This is a genomic window from Gilliamella sp. M0320, assembly GCF_016101635.1.
Classification (GTDB): domain Bacteria; phylum Pseudomonadota; class Gammaproteobacteria; order Enterobacterales; family Orbaceae; genus Gilliamella; species Gilliamella apis.
On sequence record NZ_JACFQD010000002.1, the window covers coordinates 272,950 to 291,312 of the forward strand.

The 18,363-nt window shown below is 34.0% G+C and carries 16 protein-coding genes, 1 tRNA gene and 1 pseudogene; 8 read left to right on the plus strand and 10 right to left on the minus strand.

What is annotated here, in order from left to right; genetic code table 11:
- Nucleotides 1-189: 189 nt before the first annotated feature.
- Complete coding sequence (locus tag H3T83_RS03830; RefSeq protein WP_110453484.1) at nucleotides 190-549, plus strand: DUF4156 domain-containing protein; 360 nt, start codon at nucleotides 190-192, stop codon at nucleotides 547-549.
- A gap of 61 nt (nucleotides 550-610) precedes the next feature.
- Here H3T83_RS03830 and serC read toward each other — a convergent pair whose 3' ends face one another.
- From serC to H3T83_RS03860, 6 genes and pseudogenes are all read right to left on the minus strand, one after another.
- Nucleotides 611-1,696, minus strand: coding sequence for a 3-phosphoserine/phosphohydroxythreonine transaminase (gene serC, locus H3T83_RS03835; RefSeq protein WP_198215147.1), 1,086 nt, complete (start codon nucleotides 1,694-1,696; stop codon nucleotides 611-613).
- 157 nt (nucleotides 1,697-1,853) lie between these two features.
- Nucleotides 1,854-3,230: an argininosuccinate lyase gene (argH, locus tag H3T83_RS03840; RefSeq protein WP_198215148.1), complete on the minus strand. Its 1,377-nt coding sequence runs from the start codon at nucleotides 3,228-3,230 to the stop codon at nucleotides 1,854-1,856.
- Nucleotides 3,231-3,482: 252 nt separating this feature from the next.
- Nucleotides 3,483-4,694: pseudogene (locus H3T83_RS03845) on the minus strand (argininosuccinate synthase); the annotation flags it as partial.
- 107 nt (nucleotides 4,695-4,801) lie between these two features.
- Nucleotides 4,802-5,581 carry an acetylglutamate kinase gene (gene argB, locus H3T83_RS03850; RefSeq protein WP_065651218.1) on the minus strand — a complete coding sequence of 260 codons (780 nt, stop codon included), beginning with the start codon at nucleotides 5,579-5,581 and terminating at the stop codon, nucleotides 4,802-4,804.
- Nucleotides 5,582-5,654: 73 nt separating this feature from the next.
- Nucleotides 5,655-6,665: an N-acetyl-gamma-glutamyl-phosphate reductase gene (gene argC, locus H3T83_RS03855; protein WP_065612898.1), complete on the minus strand. Its 1,011-nt coding sequence runs from the start codon at nucleotides 6,663-6,665 to the stop codon at nucleotides 5,655-5,657.
- A gap of 200 nt (nucleotides 6,666-6,865) precedes the next feature.
- On the minus strand, nucleotides 6,866-8,329 hold the full coding sequence (locus H3T83_RS03860) for an aminoacyl-histidine dipeptidase (RefSeq protein ID WP_198215149.1): 1,464 nt from the start codon (nucleotides 8,327-8,329) through the stop codon (nucleotides 6,866-6,868).
- A gap of 150 nt (nucleotides 8,330-8,479) precedes the next feature.
- Between H3T83_RS03860 and gpt the strand changes: the two genes are divergently transcribed.
- From gpt to proA, 5 genes are all read left to right on the plus strand, one after another.
- On the plus strand, nucleotides 8,480-9,013 hold the full coding sequence (gene gpt, locus H3T83_RS03865; protein WP_081298886.1) for a xanthine phosphoribosyltransferase: 534 nt from the start codon (nucleotides 8,480-8,482) through the stop codon (nucleotides 9,011-9,013).
- Between the two features lie 29 nt (nucleotides 9,014-9,042).
- Nucleotides 9,043-10,299 carry an esterase FrsA gene (frsA, locus tag H3T83_RS03870; protein ID WP_065612896.1) on the plus strand — a complete coding sequence of 419 codons (1,257 nt, stop codon included), beginning with the start codon at nucleotides 9,043-9,045 and terminating at the stop codon, nucleotides 10,297-10,299.
- Between the two features lie 26 nt (nucleotides 10,300-10,325).
- Complete coding sequence (gene proB, locus H3T83_RS03875; RefSeq protein ID WP_065612895.1) at nucleotides 10,326-11,435, plus strand: glutamate 5-kinase; 1,110 nt, start codon at nucleotides 10,326-10,328, stop codon at nucleotides 11,433-11,435.
- A 437-nt stretch (nucleotides 11,436-11,872) separates the two neighbouring features.
- A complete protein-coding gene (locus tag H3T83_RS03880) occupies nucleotides 11,873-12,433 on the plus strand; it encodes a hypothetical protein (RefSeq protein ID WP_198215150.1) in 561 nt (186 codons plus the stop codon).
- On the plus strand, nucleotides 12,414-13,667 hold the full coding sequence (gene proA, locus H3T83_RS03885; protein ID WP_198215151.1) for a glutamate-5-semialdehyde dehydrogenase: 1,254 nt from the start codon (nucleotides 12,414-12,416) through the stop codon (nucleotides 13,665-13,667). Before H3T83_RS03880 ends, proA begins: the two co-directional genes overlap by 20 nt.
- A 52-nt stretch (nucleotides 13,668-13,719) precedes the next feature.
- Here the strand turns inward: proA and yegQ are convergent, their stop codons facing one another.
- From yegQ to H3T83_RS03905, 4 genes are all read right to left on the minus strand, one after another.
- Nucleotides 13,720-15,057 carry a tRNA 5-hydroxyuridine modification protein YegQ gene (gene yegQ, locus H3T83_RS03890; RefSeq protein ID WP_065613457.1) on the minus strand — a complete coding sequence of 446 codons (1,338 nt, stop codon included), beginning with the start codon at nucleotides 15,055-15,057 and terminating at the stop codon, nucleotides 13,720-13,722.
- A 278-nt stretch (nucleotides 15,058-15,335) separates the two neighbouring features.
- Nucleotides 15,336-15,548 (minus strand): hypothetical protein, encoded by a 213-nt coding sequence (locus tag H3T83_RS03895; protein ID WP_198215152.1) that lies wholly within the window; start codon nucleotides 15,546-15,548, stop codon nucleotides 15,336-15,338.
- A gap of 209 nt (nucleotides 15,549-15,757) precedes the next feature.
- Complete coding sequence (locus H3T83_RS03900) at nucleotides 15,758-16,201, minus strand: hypothetical protein (RefSeq protein ID WP_086365443.1); 444 nt, start codon at nucleotides 16,199-16,201, stop codon at nucleotides 15,758-15,760.
- Between the two features lie 113 nt (nucleotides 16,202-16,314).
- Nucleotides 16,315-16,388, minus strand: a tRNA-Cys gene (locus H3T83_RS03905).
- A gap of 399 nt (nucleotides 16,389-16,787) precedes the next feature.
- Between H3T83_RS03905 and H3T83_RS03910 the strand changes: the two genes are divergently transcribed.
- Both H3T83_RS03910 and H3T83_RS03915 read left to right on the plus strand, forming a co-directional pair.
- Nucleotides 16,788-17,087, plus strand: a complete 300-nt coding sequence (locus H3T83_RS03910; protein ID WP_086366060.1) for a DUF6694 family lipoprotein — start codon at nucleotides 16,788-16,790, stop codon at nucleotides 17,085-17,087.
- 247 nt (nucleotides 17,088-17,334) lie between these two features.
- The gene (locus H3T83_RS03915; RefSeq protein WP_198215153.1) at nucleotides 17,335-18,186 is read left to right on the plus strand and encodes a MurR/RpiR family transcriptional regulator; all 852 of its coding nucleotides are present in this window, start codon (nucleotides 17,335-17,337) and stop codon (nucleotides 18,184-18,186) included.
- Nucleotides 18,187-18,363: the final 177 nt, after the last annotated feature.

Consider the following 18,363-nt stretch of genomic DNA (forward strand, 5'->3'; position numbering starts at 1 on the left):
TGCGATTATAATAGAGTTAAAAATAATTTGCTACAATTAATTAATTAAATAGGTTGATTTGGTTAATTATTAAGCTGACATTTGTCATAATAGCATCATTTATAATAAGCGATATTTTTTAATCAATTATCCTGATACAATGTTTTATATTATTATTACTAATGTTTTTTTATTGGTTGAGGAAATATTATGTCTATCAAAAAAACTCTTTTTATTAGTGCTGCACTGTCAGTGACATTATTCTTAAATGGTTGTAGTAGTTCAGATTATCAAGCTACTTCTGCTGGTCGCCAAGTTCAATTTATTGATACGAAACCAGCCGCAACTTGTCAATTTATTGGTAAAGCTGAAGGTCGTCGTAGTACTTTCTTTTCTGGCTTAAAAACGCATAGTGAATTAATCCGTGATGCAGCAACTGACTTAATGAATAAGGCTGCAGCTATGGGTGGTAACGTAATTTATAATGCACAAGATGCATCTTTACAATATGTTTCCGATATTGCCCCAACAGATGCTGTTATGGTTGGTGAAGTTTTCAACTGTAAATAGCTAATTAGCAAATAATAAAGGGATATATTGATATCCCTTTTAGTAAAATTTGCCAAAATAATTAGCCATTTTGCTTTTCAAACTGTTGCATAAATTCAATAAGGTATTTGACTCCTTCAATTTCCATTGCATTGTAAATTGATGCGCGCATTCCACCTGCAATTCGGTGACCTTTAATACCGATAATATTTGCTTGAGTAGCTTCACTTACAAACTTTTTATCGAGTTCTTCATTTGGCGATAAGAAGGTTACATTCATAATAGAACGATTCTCAACCGCTACAGTATTGCGGTAAAAATCTGACTGATCAATAAATTGATAAAGTAATTGTGCTTTTGCTTGATTTCGTTGTTGCATCGCACTTAAGCCACCTAAACTCTTAATCCATTTGAAGACTAAACCTGACATATACCAAGCAAAAGTTGGTGGAGTATTAAACATTGAATCATGATCTAATAATATTTTGTAATCAAGTACCGAAGGTAACATTTTTTGCGCATAACCTATCAGATCTTCACGAACAATAACAATAGTAATTCCGGACGGACCGATATTTTTCTGAGCACCAGCATAAATAATACCGTAGCGTTTAACATCGATAGGTTGTGATAAAATACAAGATGATAAATCAGCTACGACAGTTTTATCGGCAAAGTCAGGTTGTTCAAAAATTTCAACTCCGTCGATGGTTTCATTTGGACAATAATGAACATAAGCACTATTATCGCTTAATTGCCATTCAGACATGGGTTTGATCGAGGTTATTCCTGCATCTTTAATAACGACATTTTGCTCAATTACATTACAATATTTTGCCGCTTCTTTTGCTGCACACTGACTCCAATAACCACTATTGATGTAATCAGCATGAGTGTTATTAGCTAAAATATTTAATGGTACAGCTGCAAACTGAGCTCTAGCTCCACCTTGGCAAAATAAAATTTTATAATTTTCTGGTACATTTAAAAGGTCACGAAGGTCGTTAGTTGCTTCAATCGCACATGCATCAAATTCTTTACCTCGATGACTTAGTTCCATCACCGATGCACCGGTGTTTTGCCAATTTAATAATTCAGCTTGTACTTGCTTTAAAACATCCGACGGTAGTTTGGCTGGGCCTGCACTAAAATTATAACTTTTACTCATTGCGATTCACTTTCATCCATCAAAAAACAGAAAATCTATTTTTACACTCTATGAACCAATATACAATCAGATTTTTAGCAAAAAATTTTGAGGAACGGGGTTTTTGAAGCATAAAAATACCGACAATAGTCGGCATTTGTCGCAAAGAAAATAAAATTTAGAGAGCTAGTTGCTGTTTAGCGTTTTCGATGGCGAATTTTACTTGTTGCGGTGATACGCCACCTTTTGCAGATCGTTTCGCTAAGCAAGATTCTAAAGATAATATAGGATAAACATCATCCTCAATGACTTGGCTGTATTGTTTTAATTCATCTATAGTTAGCTCTTCTAATGCTTTTTGTTTAGCTATCGCTCCTACTACCGCCTCGCCAACAATATGATGGGCTTGTCTGAATGGAATGCCTTTAGCCACAAGATAATCAGCAAGTTCTGTCGCATTAGAATAACCTTGTTTAGCAGCATTTTGACAATTTTGGTAATTGATTTTTATATCTTCAAGTACTAATACCGCCATATCTAAACACTCTTGCCAACTGTCAAGTGCATCAAATAAGTGCTCTTTATCTTCTTGTAGATCTTTATTATATGCCAGCGGTAATCCTTTAAATGTAACTAATGCTCCAGTTAGTGCGCCAATTACTCGCCCTGCTTTACCACGAATTAATTCCAATGCATCTGGATTTTTTTTCTGTGGCATTAATGAAGAGCCTGAAGTAACGCGGTCAGATAATTCAACAAAGTCCGCTTCACCACTATTAAAAATAATTAAATCTTCAGCAAAACGTGATAGGTGAACCATTCCGATTGATGCATTATTGAGTAGTTCAAGTACATGATCCCTATCAGAGACCGTATCCAAGCTATTGTTGGTTGCGGTTGCAAAACCTAACCAGTTGGCTAACATATCACGATCTATAGGATAAGCTGTACCGGCTAAAGCACCACAACCTAAAGGACTAACATCCAAGCGTTTTAGGGTACCTTGTAAACGACTTTCATCACGCGTTAACATTTCATAATATGCTAAACACCAATGCGCAAAAGTTATAGGCTGAGCTCGTTGTAAGTGAGTATAACCAGGCATAACCGCATCTTGATGTTGTTCTGCAGTTAACACCAGTGTTTTACGTAATTGATTGATAGCTGAGATAAGATGAGCAATTTCATCTTTACACCATAATTTCAGATCGGTGGTTGACTGATCATTACGACTGCGACCTGTATGAAGTTTTTTACCTAAATCACCAACTTTTTCTATTAGTTTTTGTTCTACCCAACTATGAATATCTTCAGCATCACTTTGCAAGATCTGCTGCGGATCTTGTCGTACCGAACTCAATAATTCATTTAACGCTTGTTCTAACTGTTGCTGTTCATCATGAGATATAACGTTGACAGTGACCAATGCTTTAGACCATGCAATTGATCCAATGATATCTTGCTCTGCAAGCCGATAGTCAAAGCGCAGAGAATCATTAAATTGTTTAAATCGTTGATCTGCTGCTTGGCTAAAACGCCCACCCCATAATGCCATAATCACCTCAAATGTTTTATTTCTAATCAGTCCTAAATAATTAAAATTTATTGTTTTTTTAATAATTTTAATGATAAGTTTATCTATAACAATACTATCGAAAAATATATACAGACCAAAGTCTGTATATATTAGGTTGTATATCTAATTAAAAAGTCTTAAAAATTACTTTTTAGTTTTAGTTTTAGTTTTACTTTTTGATTTTGTGGTTTCTTTCGCTGACGATTTAGCTTTTTTAGTCGGCTGATTTTTTTTACCTTCATTTAAAGCACGGATACGTGAAGATAGGGAGAATAGACGAATAAAACCACCGGCATGACTGTGATCGTAAACCTCATCTTCACCAAACGTTGCAAACTCTTCGCTATATAAGCTATTTGGTGATTTCTTCTGTACTGCAGTTGCATTACCTTTATAAAGTTTAACTACAACTTCACCTGTCATGTCTTCTGCTAACACTTCTGCAGCGGCTTGAAGAGAACGGCGATATGGTGCAAACCAGCGACCATCATAAACAACATAAGCCATTTCTAAACCAAGTTGTTCGCGCCATTTGAAGCTATCACGATCTAAGATCAGTTGTTCTAAACCACGTAACGCTGTCATCATGATAGTTCCACCAGGGGTTTCGTAACAACCTCGAGATTTGATGCCGACTAAACGATTTTCAATAATATCTACTCGACCTACACCATGTTTTGAACCAATTTTATTCAACGTTGCAACACAGTTATATGGTGATAATTTTTTACCATTAACGGCAACAACTTCGCCTTTTTCAATACCAATAGTGACAAATTCAGCTTTATCTGGTGCATCTTCAGGTGACACAGTCCATGCCCAACAATCAGCATTGGCTTGATTCCAAGTGCTTTCTAACACCCCACCTTCGGTTGAAATATGCCATGCATTTTCGTCACGACTGTAAATTTTTTCAACTGTTGCTGTAGTAGGAATTTTTCTCACTTTTAGATAATCAATTAACGCTTCACGTGAACGTAAATCCCATTCACGCCATGGCGCAATTACTTTTAATTGTGGAGCTAAAGCGGTATAAGTTGTTTCAAAACGGACTTGGTCATTACCTTTACCTGTCGCACCATGACAAAGGGTATCCGCGCCAACTTCTAATGCATATTCTACTTGAGCTTTAGCAATGATTGGGCGAGCCATTGAAGTACCAAGGTAATAAGTTCCTTCATATAATGCGCCAGTTTTTAAAACAGGGTAAACATAATCTTTAACAAACTCTTCGCGTAAATCAACAACTTTACAAGCTACTGCGCCAGATGCTTTGGCCTTTTTTTCTACATCTTTTAGTTCTTTAGGATCTTGTCCAACATTGGCGACTAAAGCGTAAACTTCACAATCGCCATAATTTTCTTTCAACCAAGGAATAATAGCTGATGTATCCAAGCCACCCGAATAGGCTAAAACTACTTTTTTTGTTGCACTTTTTTTCATGTTATACCCTTTCATAATTTACTGACGAAAAAAATAAATGTTTTAAACACTAATCCAAGTATATCTAACAATAAATATACTTGTTTAATATACTGACTGATTTATATTTAAGCAATAATTCTTGTACCCGTTATGCCTGATTTTCCATTAAATAATTCAATGAGTTTATCTGATTCTTTCCAGCTAGCGATATCTATTGGTCGACCTAATGTTTTAGCCGCTTCAAATGCAGAATTCACTTTCACGATCATTCCATCGGTAATAATTCCTTGAGCAATTAGATGATCTGCCTCAGCTTGTGTTAACGATTCGATTAATTGTTTGTTTTCATCTAACACACCAGATACATCAGATAGTAAAATTAAATCTGCATTTAAAGTTTTTGCCAAGGCAACAGCTGCGTGATCGGCATTGACATTCATCATCTTGCCTTCATCGGTAATCCCAATTGAACTAACAATAGGTAAATAACCATTATTAAGGAGTAAATTGATTAAGGCCGGATCGCCTTGTTCAGCTTCACCTACATAACCTAATTCTTCAGAAATTTGCTTAACTTTTACGCTATCACCATCGGCTAAGCAGAGTCCAATACTGGCTATTTGTAATTTTTTAGCTTCTGACAAAATTGTGGTATTCGCACTACCAGCAAGGCTACCAACAATGACATCTATTTGATCTGCCGGTGTAACGCGTAAACCATTACGTCGAACGACAGGTAAGGAGAGCCGATCCATTAATGAATCAACCACACTACCACCACCATGAACAATAATTAAAGGACGTTTAAAATTTTTTTTGTATTCGCTAATAACAATAAATAATTTACTTAATGCATCTTTATTATCGAGTAATACACCGCCAAACTTAATAATCAATGGTTTCATTTTTATTTCCTATTCACTCTAATAAAAGTTCACTGATATAAACTTGTCATTATTAACAAATTAGTATCTATCTTTATAATAAGGCTGTTGTTTCATCAAAACCAAATCGAATATTCATACATTGAACTGCTTGCGCAGCTGCACCTTTTAATAAATTGTCTTCCACAGAAATTAAAATCAGATGTTGGCCTTTAAGCACAAAACCAATATCACAATAAGGTAAGCCAATTACCGATTTTAGGGCTGGCCATTGTTTTTGGTAAACTCTTACTAATGGTTTATCATCATAATATTTATTTAAAGCGGTAAGAATATCTTCCTCACTCACCCCTTCTTTCACCTGACATGTGATAGTGGCATGGATACCATCTTTAAAACAACCTAAATGTGGAGTAAAAATAACTTCCTGCCCTAAATGTGTCGCAATTTCAGGTTGATGACGATGAGTAAATATGCCATAAGCATGTAAACTAACCTCACAAAATAGATTATTTGTAGAAGGTTTACGGCCTGCACCACTAACGCCACTCACAGCATTGATGACAGGCCATTGCCTTTTGTCTAGTAAATCTTCTTCAATTAACGGTTTTAGTGGCAGTTGCGATGCGGTTGGATAACAACCAGGTACAGCAATTAATTGCGCATTTTTTATCGCATCAAAATTCCATTCAGCTAGACCATAAACAGCTTTATCTAACCACTGTTGGTGCTGATGTTCAAAACCATAAAATTGGGTATAAAACGAGGGAGAGTTGACTCGAAACGCACCCGATAAATCAAATACTGTACAACCATTTTCAAGAAAGAATGGTGCGATATCGTGACTAACAGAATGTTCAGTAGCTAAAAATACAATATCAATATCTTTGACAAGAGAAGAATAATCAGCCGTGGCAATTAAAGGTAAATCAACAACACCTTTCAATTGCGGGTATAAAAATCTATCAGAAATAAGTTTACCCGCATCAAGGCTATTTTCTGATACCGTTAAAGCGACTAATTCAATATTTGGATGTTTTGTTAAATAGTAAGCTAATTTTGCACCTGCATAACCACTCGCCCCAACAATTATTGCTTTTAACATATCTTTCCTTATCTATCATTCAGATTTTTATGCAGTATAGTAGGCGATTTAAAGCAACAAAACAAGAGGAAATTGAATTTTTATTCACTTTTTGTGAATTTATTTTCAAAAAGGCAATTGCTGCCACGATTTTAAACTTTAGCAGTGAGGTAAAAATGTCATCCTCCTACATATAAGAGTTGTAGGAGGAAGATTAATGATTATTTTAAATAACAGGCGGATTTTAAGATTGCTATGAGTAGTTCCCAATAACGATAAACACTTTGAATATTAACTTTTTCATCAGGTGAATGAGGTGAAACAATTGTCGGGCCAATTGATATCATATCCATATCCGGATAAGACTGTTTAAATAGACCACATTCTAAGCCGGCATGAATCACCATAATTTTTGCTTGTTTTGAGAAAATCTCTTGATATTTATCTTTAGCTAATTGTAAAAGACTGGAATTTAAATTAGGCTCCCAGCCCGAATAACCACCACTAATTTCGTAATTGGCATTCACTAATTGGCTTAATGAGATTAATGTTGCAACGACAGCATCTTTCGCACTATCAACTTGAGAACGGATTAAGAAATTAACGTTTAGTTGATTATCGCTAACATTTACAATACCTAGATTTAAAGATGTTTCAACAACACCATGAATTTGCGTACTCATACTCACCACACCATTTGGCGCAACATTTAATAAATTGATAATTTTACTTTGCTGTTCAATGGCGATGACTCGTTTTATGTGATCATTATTAACCTCTTTTAGGGTTAATTCTATATTGGGTTCGACCTGTCCAAACTCATTTTGTAAAACAGAATTATATTGGTTAACAATCTGTTCTAGTTTTGGCAAATCTTGTTTATTTAAGGTTAATTCAGCGAATGCTTCTCGAGGTATTGCATTACGTAAAGAACCACCTCTTATATCAGCTAATCGATATGAGATATCTTGTCCATATTCCGCTAAAAATCTTGCCAGTAATTTTATTGCATTACCACGGCCAAGATGAATATCACAACCAGAATGTCCTCCTTTCAAACCTTTTAGCGAAAGTTGAATATAGCAATCATGTATTTCTGGCATTACCGCATATGTGATGGCAAAACTGGTCGTAAAATCAACACCACCAGCACAGCCAGTAAATATTTCGCCTTCATCTTCAGAATCAGTATTAATCAAATAATGACTTTGTAACCAATTAGGTTGTAGACCAAAAGCGCCATGCATCCCCGTCTCTTCCGAAGTTGTAACCAATACTTCAAGAGGTCCATGTTCAACTGAAGGATCAATTAATACTGCCAATGCTGATGCCAAACCTACGCCATTATCTGCACCTAATGTAGTCCCTTTAGCCTTGACCCAATCGCCATCAACATAAGCTTGAATTGGATCAACAAGAAAATCGTGCTGGGTACCTTCATTTTTTTGCGGAACCATATCCATATGAGCTTGCAAAGCGATTGATGGACAATCTTCCATCCCTTTAGTAGCAGCTTTACGCAGTAAAACATTACCAGCTTTATCTAGCTGACAATCAATATGATGAGTAGTTGCAAAATCGACTATATATTTAGTTATCATTTGTTCATGATGAGAAGGATGGGGAATTTTACAAATATCATTAAAAATCTGCCAAACAAATTTTGGATTTAAGGTCGATAGCATATTTTATCCTCAATATTAGGTGGGTAATGAATTAATAAGTGGTTTTTTTTATCTAACCACTCTATAATAAGGTGCAATTTTACATCTATTTTTAGCCCATTAATATTAATTTATTAAATTCGTATATTCGATTAAAATTGCAGGTTACACATGTCAATAGAACAAACTTTAACAGAAGAAGAAATCAAAGCCAAAAAACAGCATAAAGCAGAGATTATCGCTGAAAAGAAAAAATTCAATGTCACTTGGGAAATGCTACAAGCTTATGGTCGTCAGCTTTCTGAGAGATTATTACCCGCCAATCAATGGAAAGGCATCATTGCAGTTAGTCGTGGTGGCTTAGTACCAGCAGCTATTTTAGCTCGTGAACTTAGTATTCGTTATGTCGATACAGTTTGTATTTCTAGCTATGATCATGATCATCAACGTGAAAAATTAATTTTAAAACAAGCAAACGGTGATGGCGAAGGCTTTATTGTTGTTGACGATTTAGTTGACACTGGTAGCACTGCACATACCATTCGTGAGATGTATCCTAAGGCTCACTTTGTCACTATTTTTGCTAAACCAGCAGGTAAACCATTAGTTGATGATTATGTTGTCGACATCGCACAAGATACATGGATTGAACAACCATGGGATACTGGTGTCATGTTTGTTAAACCAATTAGTGATAATAAATAATCATCTAATATAAATAGGTTGCTATGGTTATGACTGAAAACCTTTCTGAAAAGATATTCAAACCACAATATGACTACCCTGAAACATCATCGCTAATCAATCGTCTTGACAGCAGCAATGGCAGCAGTATTAGTCCTCTTGATGGTGAAATTGATTCAAAATGGTATCGAATCATTAACCCTCTTTTATGGTATTGGCGCGGTCTTCCTAAGTTAGAAATCGAAGCGGTTTTATCTAGAATCGCTATTTCAACTAAGCGCCATACTAATGATAAATGGTTGGATTCAGTTATTGGTTATCAATCTGGCAACTGGATATATGAATTTTTAAATCAGGCTGCAATGTGGCAAGCTAAAGCTGATAATGCCGCTCAATCCAGTTTAACTGAAGAATCAAAAAATAGTTTACATCAGGATTATCTCATTGCCAGCGAATATGCCAGTATTGCTAGTTATCCTCATTTTAAGAATGATGAGCTAGCGATGTATGCCCAAACCTGTGCTTATCAATCATATATGAAAGCGCTTGAATATTCACCTTATTCAACCAAACAGTTAGAATTTAAGATTGAAAATCGGGTTATCAAATCCATTTTGCATTTACCAAACAATAGTAATAGTGGTGTTTGTCCTGTCGTTTTAATCTGCAATGGTTTAGGTAATTTACAAATTGATTATTATCGTTACTTTAGTGAATATCTTGCTCCACAAGGTTTTGCTATGTTAACTGTCGATTTACCAACCGTTGGATATAGTCGTAATTTTGTATTGAGCCAAAATAGTAGCCAAATTCATCAAGCAGTGATCGAACAACTACCATCAGTTCCATGGGTTGATAGTAATCGAGTGATTGTTGCTGGATTCCGCTTTGGTTCACATATTGCAACACGACTTGCCTATTTAATGCCTAATAAAATAAAAGGGTTATTTAATTTTACTCCATTTATACACCAACTCTTTGTTGATAAGGCATTACAACAAAATCTACCTAATAGCTATAAAGATATGCTGGCCAGTCGTTTAGGTTTAACTTCTGTATCAAATCAACAATTAGCGGCCGAATTGAATTATTTTTCTCTTAAAAATCAAGGGTTATTAACCCATTCTTGCCCTGTACCGGTTATGAATATTATCTTTGAAGATGATAAATTAAGTAATTTGAGTGAAGCGAAATTAATTCAATCAGCAAAACAAAGCAAAATTGTCACAATCCCCAAAACACCATTGCAAAAAGGTTTACAAAACGCCTTTACTCAATCAGTTAAATGGATGGAGTCTATTTTGTAATAACTAATCTGAATAAGAGTATTGTTATGAATAATAAAAAACAACAAATTGTCGTTGTTAAACTCGGTACCAGTGTTTTAACTGGAGGAACTAAACAGTTAGACCGTGCGAGAATAGTAGAACTGATTCGACAATGTTCTTATTTACATCAAACTGGTCATAAAATTATTATCGTGACGTCGGGTGCTATTGCTGCTGGTCGGGAATACCTCAACTATCCTAACCTACCCAATACTGTTGCCACAAAACAATTACTTGCTTCAGTTGGTCAAAGTAAATTAATCCAACTTTGGGAACAGCTGTTTTCGATATATAAAATTTATATTGGGCAAATGCTATTAACTCGTGCAGATCTTGAAGATCGTGAACGCTTTTTAAATGCTCAGGATGTATTAAAAGCAATGCTAGAGAATAATATTGTCCCTGTGATTAATGAAAATGATGCAGTTGCTACTGCTGAAATTAAAGTTGGTGATAACGATAATTTATCAGCACTTGCCGCAATTTTAGCCGAAGCAGATAAATTGATATTACTTACCGATATCGAAGGTTTATATACCGCCGATCCAAGAAGCGATAGCAATGCACAATTAATAAAAGAAGTAACTCAGATTAATGATGATCTGCGTAGTATCGCCGGTGATAGTGTTTCAGGTTTAGGGACCGGTGGCATGAGTACCAAAATTCAAGCTGCCGAAGTAGCCGGGAGTGCTGGCATAGAAGTAATTATAGCTGCAGGAAATAAAGCCAATGTGATTGTTGATGCAGTCAATAATCAATCGGTTGGTACCCGTTTTTTACCGCAAAAAACCCCATTAGAACATCGTAAACATTGGCTATATGGCGCACCAAACGTAGGCAAAGTGATACTTGATGATGGTGCGATTAATGCTATTTTAAATAATGGTAGTTCGCTATTACCAAAAGGCATTATCGCAGTCGAAAAAGATTTTTCACGTGGTGAAGTCATTAATATTTGTGATAAATCTGGTAAGCAAATAGCTCGAGGAGTCAGCCGTTATAATAGTGATGCATTACGACAAATAGCTGGACATCATTCACAAGAAATTAGCCAAATAATTGGCTATGAATATGGTCCTGTTGCCGTACACCGAGATGATATGCTGATTAAATAATAGATTTAGAATAGAGACATTCGGCCAAATCGTTACAAAAACTTACTCTATAGCGTTGTGTTCAGTACTATCTTTTACTAATAGTAATAATGCCTATAATCAGGCTTTTGTCTAGACAAAAACCAACATCAGATAAGGTCATTATTGGCATGTTTATATTTTTCATAATACAAAATGATTTATAATAAAACTAGACAAGTTTTTATTACATTAAAAATAGCTTTTAGAAAAATCGAGCAAACTGCTCCTTTAGAAAATAAAATCGATACAATAGTAAATCAAATGGGTTTAGAGGAATTATTTTAGTAAAATTAGAAATGCATAGTTAAATTACAAAAATATATTGATGATTTAATATATAACATAGCGTTCTGGATAGATTACCTATCTTATCGATAAATAAAAAAATAGATGAATAAGATAAAAGGCTTATAAAATTGAGTATTGAAGTTAATAGCTATCACGAAAAATGGCAAAAAGATGATCAGGATTTAGTGTTTTATCGACGTAAATATATTGAACCCCTTATAATAATTTTACTTGTCTGCTTTATAGCATTCTTTATTTTCTCTCACATAATCGAAATCCCTTTTCACCTCGGTCTCATTTTATTATTAATGATTGTTTTTTTGTTATTACAATGGGCTGAAAAATATATCATTTTGGGTAAAACATTTATTAGTATTAGGAATAGTCAGTTTACAGTTGCGGATCTTATTCTGTTTACCCTGTTTTTTATTGTTTATGTCTTTTTAAAAAGAAAAGATAAAAATAAAATGACCTGTATCCTATTTAAGAATATTATTAATATCTCAGAAAAAAATCCTAATACCATGATAATAAAATATAAGACAAACGATATTATTGAGGATTATGTTATCGACCTAAATATGATGTTGGAGTCAGAAAAACAGTTATATTTAGAAAAAATGCAATCTATTAAAAAACTTTGTGGACAAATTCAAGAAAGGTTAAGCAATGATAAACGAAATGGGTAAAGCAGCCAAACTTGCTTCATATCAATTAGCACAATGCGCAACAAAAATTAAAAATCAGGCTTTAATTCATATCGCCGATTTATTAGAACTAAATGCTGACAAGATTCTTGATGCTAATCAAAAAGATATGGCTATGGCAAAAGAACAAGGATTGAATGAGGCAATACTTGATCGTCTGTTATTAACTTCCGAACGATTATCATCTATTGCTAATGATGTTCGAAATGTTGTTTCTTTAACCGATCCAATTGGCCAAGTTATTGATGGTTCGACATTAGCAAGCGGATTAAAGTTACAACGTCACAGAGTTCCATTAGGTGTGATTGGTGTTATCTATGAAGCTCGTCCTAATGTGACTATTGATATTGCGGCTCTTTGCTTAAAAACCGGCAATGCAGCTATACTACGTGGTGGTAAAGAGACGGTTAATACCAATGCCACTATTATAGCTATCATTCAGCAAGCTTTAAAACAAGTCGGTTTACCTGAAACAGCAATTCAATCTATCAATAATCCTGATCGCAAATATATCACTGAATTACTCAAGCTTGATAACTATGTTGATATGATTATTCCTCGAGGTGGCGCAGCATTACACAAACTCTGTCGAGAACATTCAACCATACCTGTTATTACTGGTGGTATTGGTGTTTGCCATATTTTTGTCGATGAAAGTGCTGATTTTGATAAAGCGCTATCAATAATACTTAATGCAAAAACTCAGCGACCAAGTACCTGTAATACTGTTGAAACATTACTTGTTCATACTGAAATTGCCAATGCTTTTTTACCAAAACTTAGTCAAATCATGGCCGATAATCAGGTGATATTGCATGCCGATCCCGATGCTTATAAGATTTTGAATGCTGGGGTGGCAAATGTTTTTGCCGTCGAGGATGATGAACTAAGACAAGAATGGCTTTCCAAAGATCTGAATATTGTTATTGTTGATTCATTGGAATTGGCGGTGGAACATATTCGCGAATATGGTAGTGGTCATTCAGAAGCCATTCTAACGCGTAGCCTTGTAAATGCAGAACAATTCGTTAACTTAGTCGATGCTGCTGCAGTTTATGTTAATGCATCGACCCGATTCACCGATGGTGCACAATTCGGTTTAGGTGCTGAAGTTGCAGTTAGTACGCAAAAATTACATGCCAGAGGACCAATGGGCCTTGAAGCGTTAACAACGTATAAATGGATTGGTTATGGCGAAGATCTAATTCGTCAGTAGTGATAACAATTAACTGTTCAAAACCCTGAACAGTTAATTGTAGTTAAATAGATTAATCAAAATTACGCATTAAAAGCGCATAATTTAAATCAATATCTTCGGCGATTGGAATATAAACAATGTGACCATCACCAAGTCCTGCTGGAACTGGTTGACCTTTTTTATTTTCCATTCGTTCAATAATAAAGGTCATATTACCTTTAGGGGTCATCATTTCAACACTATCCCCTACTGAAAATTTATTTTTAACAATAATTTCAGCTAAGCCATTTAGACGTTGACCACTAAACTCACCAACAAATTGTTGTCTATCAGATACAGAATGACTGTGCACATAATTTTGCATATCTTCATGTTTATGGCGACGTAAAAAGCCTTCGGTATATCCTCGATGAGCCAAAGAATCAAGTTCAGCCAATAAGCGTGGATCAAATGGTTTACCTTCACTGGCGGCATCAATAGCTTGACGATAGACTTGTGCAGTTCGAGCACAGTAATAAAACGATTTGGTTCGACCTTCAATTTTTAATGAATGTACGCCAATCTTTGTCAGATCTTCGACTAATTCAACTGCTCTTAAATCTTTTGAATTCATGATATAAGTACCATGTTCATCTTCAAAAGCTTGCATATATTCGCCAGGGCGACCAGATTCTTCTAGCATAAAGACCTGATTGGTTGTTGAGCCAATACCTAATGTTGGTTCAATTTGTTGTACAGGAATCGGCTCGCATTTATGGACTATCTGCCCTACTTCGTCCTCTTTGCCCTCAGATACTTTATATTCCCAACGACAAGCATTAGTACAGGTACCTTGATTTGAGTCACGTTTATTAATATAACCAGATAACAAGCAGCGTCCTGAATAGGCCATACAAAGCGCACCATGAATAAAAACTTCAAGTTCCATTTCCGGCACTTTTTCTCGAATTTCTTTGATTTCATCGATGGATAACTCTCGTGACAACACAACACGCGTTAATCCCATCTTATGCCAAAATTTTACCGTCGCCCAGTTAACCGCGTTGGATTGCACAGATAAGTGAATTTCCATTTCCGGAAAATGTTCACGAACCAACATGATTAAACCCGGATCAGACATGATAAATGCATCTGGTTTCATGTTAACAATTGGTTCTAAATCACGAATAAAGGTTTTTAATTTCGAATTATGCGGTGCAATATTAACTACCACATAAAACTTTTTGCCTTGAGCATGAGCTTCGTTGATGCCAATAGCAAGATTTTCATGATTAAATTCATTATTGCGCACTCGCAAACTGTAGCGAGGCTGCCCGGCATAAACTGCATCAGCACCATAAGCAAACGCGTAACGCATATTTTTAAGTGAACCAGCTGGTGAAAGTAATTCTGGTTTTGGATATAACATTGTCATTAACAAATGCCTCTGATTTCAAGTCAGTATTACCTTATAAGGTAATAGGTTAAGCAAAATAGGATGGGCATTTTACGCTTTAGCTATCAGATTGGCAAATTTATTGTTATAACAATCAATAACAGCTTAATAGTGAGCAAAACAGTCTAGAAAAAGTTCTTAATAATTACCTATTATCTTCTCTTGATTGTTAAATCATTAATGTAAATGGTCTTTATTTGTGTCAGAAATATTCACTGGTGATTTATAACCTAAATGACTAACCCAAACTATTAGTTTGAGTTGTCTAGATCTTCGGTAACTAGTCCAATCAATGGTAAATATTCTTGCCAACGATATTCCCTTATCGGCATTGGGTTAGCATTGTCAAAATATAAAACTAATGCGGGTCTGATACCATTCCAATTATCGACAAACTCATAGTGAATCAAATACCCTTGTGAGATCAGTTTTTTGGCTTTAGCATGATAATTAAAATATGCCATGTTTTATCCTGTTTCTTGATAAACGTTATAAGTGGGCATAACTGAATCAATGGTTTACAATAAATGATGGGTACTTTTTTGATTGTTTAATTGACTAATGATTTAATAAATAACATTAAAAATCGAAAATATTTTTACAATTACAAAAATACCTGAACTACAAATGGACTTTAATGATGATATTCAGCTTTAAGATTACTAAAGAATGGTTATTTTGATTCATCTTTTAACATTTCCAAACAGTCTTTACTATCTATAGTAAAAGAAAATAAATATTTATTATTTTCTTCATTATACATGTATTTAAAAATCGCCCCTTTATTTATTGCTTTTTTTGTACTTTCTTCAGTACAAAGAAGGTTTCTTACCGTCAAAAAAAGTTTATTTTCAACAAAACCTATTTCTAAATCTTCAAAATTAATATTAAAAATTGTCAGTTTGTAAACTATTGTATTTTTATATGCCATAGTTGAATCTAAAATGGTAAACTGATCTAACTGATATGGAGTATTTTTATTTATTTCTTTTGACATGGTAACTAACTGCTTTTCAATATTTTTTTTATCAAATAGGTCAAATTGATTAATAAAAAAGAAAACTGCTACTGAAGCAATAATAAATGATAACCAATATCTAAGTTTTTCTACCGTCATAATAATACTCAATTCGCTATAATTATCATTAACTATATCATATAAAGAATAAATATCTCTATTAACTTGATAGTTTATTCGAGCAAATACTGTAGGTAACTTATCGATTTTAATGGAGGCGCGTCCCGGAGTCGAACCGAGGTAGACGGATTTGCAATCCGCAGCATGGCCACTCTGCCAACGCGCCGAAGAGGTCTATCTGAATAGGTGGCAAATATTAGCATTGGCTTACCTTATCGTCAAGTTTTAATAGGTTATAAATACAGCAGTCGCATAGAATATTTTAAATGTCCTAAATATAGGACATCAATAAAAAGGATGAGTTAAATTTATATAGCTTATTTACAACTAAAATCATAAAAATTTTGAGGAGCGGGCTTTTTTAAGGGTAAAATGAGACATAATTTCCAGTAACGCTTTTATTTATCATAAACAAACATATGCTGCACTAAATTCACAATCTTAAAATTCAAACTGACAACGTTATAAATTATTTTCAATTAAAAGACATTTATTGCTTGAAAATTAACTCTTTTAGTATAAAAATAGCCCTGCATTTAATAATATTTATTTTTAAGGAATGGAAATGTTTAAAAAACTATTAGCTGTATCATTATTAAGTTTTGCGTTAATTGGTTGTGGTGGTGATGATGCTGCTAAAATTGATTTTACAACACAAGAAACTTTTACTAGTTCTGTAAAAACAGCTAGTGAAAAATTAAGTGATAACGATAAAATTGCTTTTGCTCGTGCAATTTTTAATGCAACAACTGCTGCAGCAACTAATCCTGCTAATGCTGGTGATGAAGCTAAAGTAACTGCAGATCTTAAAAGCAAACTTAATGGTAAAACAGCTAAAGAAATTATCAGCGAATTTGATAAATAATTTTAACTGATTAGCGCTAAAGCCCGCATAAGCGGGTTTTTTTATAAATAAATTTCACCTCATTACGTAATTTATTTTTAATAATACATATCGTTATATACCCAATTACCATTATTTTAGTTGAATTACTTTTGATTATGACAACTTGATTTGTATATAATTTAGTCTATTGAAGTTAATTTTTTTTTAATTTCCTGAACAATTTTTATATACTTATAGCAATAGAACAGTAAATTTGAGGTATCTAGTGATTGAGTTAAAGCTTAGAGAAGTAAAAAAAGACTTATCAACTAAAGAGCTTAAAGTTGCTTACTATATTATTGATAATATCCAAGCACTCAAGAATATGAGCATCCAAACTTTAGCAAAACTCAATCACGTAAGTACCACCACTATTTTACGTTTATGTAATAAATTAGGATATAAAGGATTCAGTGATTTCAAGGTCGATCTGATTGGCTCAATCCCTAAAAAACTTAATAATGAGATATTACAAGATGATATCAATTTGAACGATTCTCTTGCTGATGTGAATAGTAAAGTCCAAGCAATGGAAAAATCCTCAATTGATGAAACCCACTCTATCGTTAATATTTATGCATTAAATAGTGCCATTGATTTAATTATTAATTGTCAAAAAATTGTTATATTTGGTGTCGGCAGTAGTGGTTTAGTTGGTAAAGAACTGGAATATCAACTTATCAAAATAAAGAAAGATGTCAATTGTCACTTCGATGCTCACATTACTCGTAGTCTTATCAGTACATTAGATAAAAATGATCTTGTTATTATTATTTCACACTCAGGAGAAACACCTGATTGTGTTGAGTTATTAAAACTAGCTGGTCAATCTTCGGTTCCTTCTCTTGCTATCACTAAAATGGGACAAAGTCAGATTTCATCCTTAGCCACCATAGTGTTACATACTACATCGATGGAGCATGCTTCAAGATTAATACCAATACGATCTAAAATCTCTCAAATATCTGTAGTAAATATGCTCTTAACTAACTTATTTATTCGCCAATATGATGAACGTTTACTCTTACAAACTCAAAATAGAGAAAAACGTAAATATCCAGCCAAAACAACAAAATAATCACAAAAAAGAAAAACACAAGTACTTTAGCTCTAACTCGTTAGTTATAACCATCATCTTTCTTTGCATAAATTTGATCTCGTTCACAAAATCATAAAAATTTCTTAAAAAATAGATGACTATTTGCCTCCGTAGATGTAACTTTATTACTAAATAAACAAAAATATTTAGTAATAA

Coding starts and splice junctions, on each gene's coding strand:
- H3T83_RS03830 (WP_110453484.1), top strand. CDS start 190: ATGTCTATCAAAAAAACTCTTTTTATTAGTGCTGCACTGTCAGTGACA.
- gpt (WP_081298886.1), top strand. CDS start 8,480: ATGTCAATAGAACAAACTTTAACAGAAGAAGAAATCAAAGCCAAAAAA.
- argH (WP_198215148.1), bottom strand. CDS start 3,230: ATGGCATTATGGGGTGGGCGTTTTAGCCAAGCAGCAGATCAACGATTT.
- H3T83_RS03895 (WP_198215152.1), bottom strand. CDS start 15,548: ATGGCATATTTTAATTATCATGCTAAAGCCAAAAAACTGATCTCACAA.
- serC (WP_198215147.1), bottom strand. CDS start 1,696: ATGAGTAAAAGTTATAATTTTAGTGCAGGCCCAGCCAAACTACCGTCG.
- frsA (WP_065612896.1), top strand. CDS start 9,043: ATGACTGAAAACCTTTCTGAAAAGATATTCAAACCACAATATGACTAC.
- argC (WP_065612898.1), bottom strand. CDS start 6,665: ATGTTAAAAGCAATAATTGTTGGGGCGAGTGGTTATGCAGGTGCAAAA.
- proA (WP_198215151.1), top strand. CDS start 12,414: ATGATAAACGAAATGGGTAAAGCAGCCAAACTTGCTTCATATCAATTA.
- H3T83_RS03860 (WP_198215149.1), bottom strand. CDS start 8,329: ATGCTATCGACCTTAAATCCAAAATTTGTTTGGCAGATTTTTAATGAT.
- yegQ (WP_065613457.1), bottom strand. CDS start 15,057: ATGTTATATCCAAAACCAGAATTACTTTCACCAGCTGGTTCACTTAAA.
- proB (WP_065612895.1), top strand. CDS start 10,326: ATGAATAATAAAAAACAACAAATTGTCGTTGTTAAACTCGGTACCAGT.
- argB (WP_065651218.1), bottom strand. CDS start 5,581: ATGAAACCATTGATTATTAAGTTTGGCGGTGTATTACTCGATAATAAA.
- H3T83_RS03900 (WP_086365443.1), bottom strand. CDS start 16,201: ATGACGGTAGAAAAACTTAGATATTGGTTATCATTTATTATTGCTTCA.
- H3T83_RS03910 (WP_086366060.1), top strand. CDS start 16,788: ATGTTTAAAAAACTATTAGCTGTATCATTATTAAGTTTTGCGTTAATT.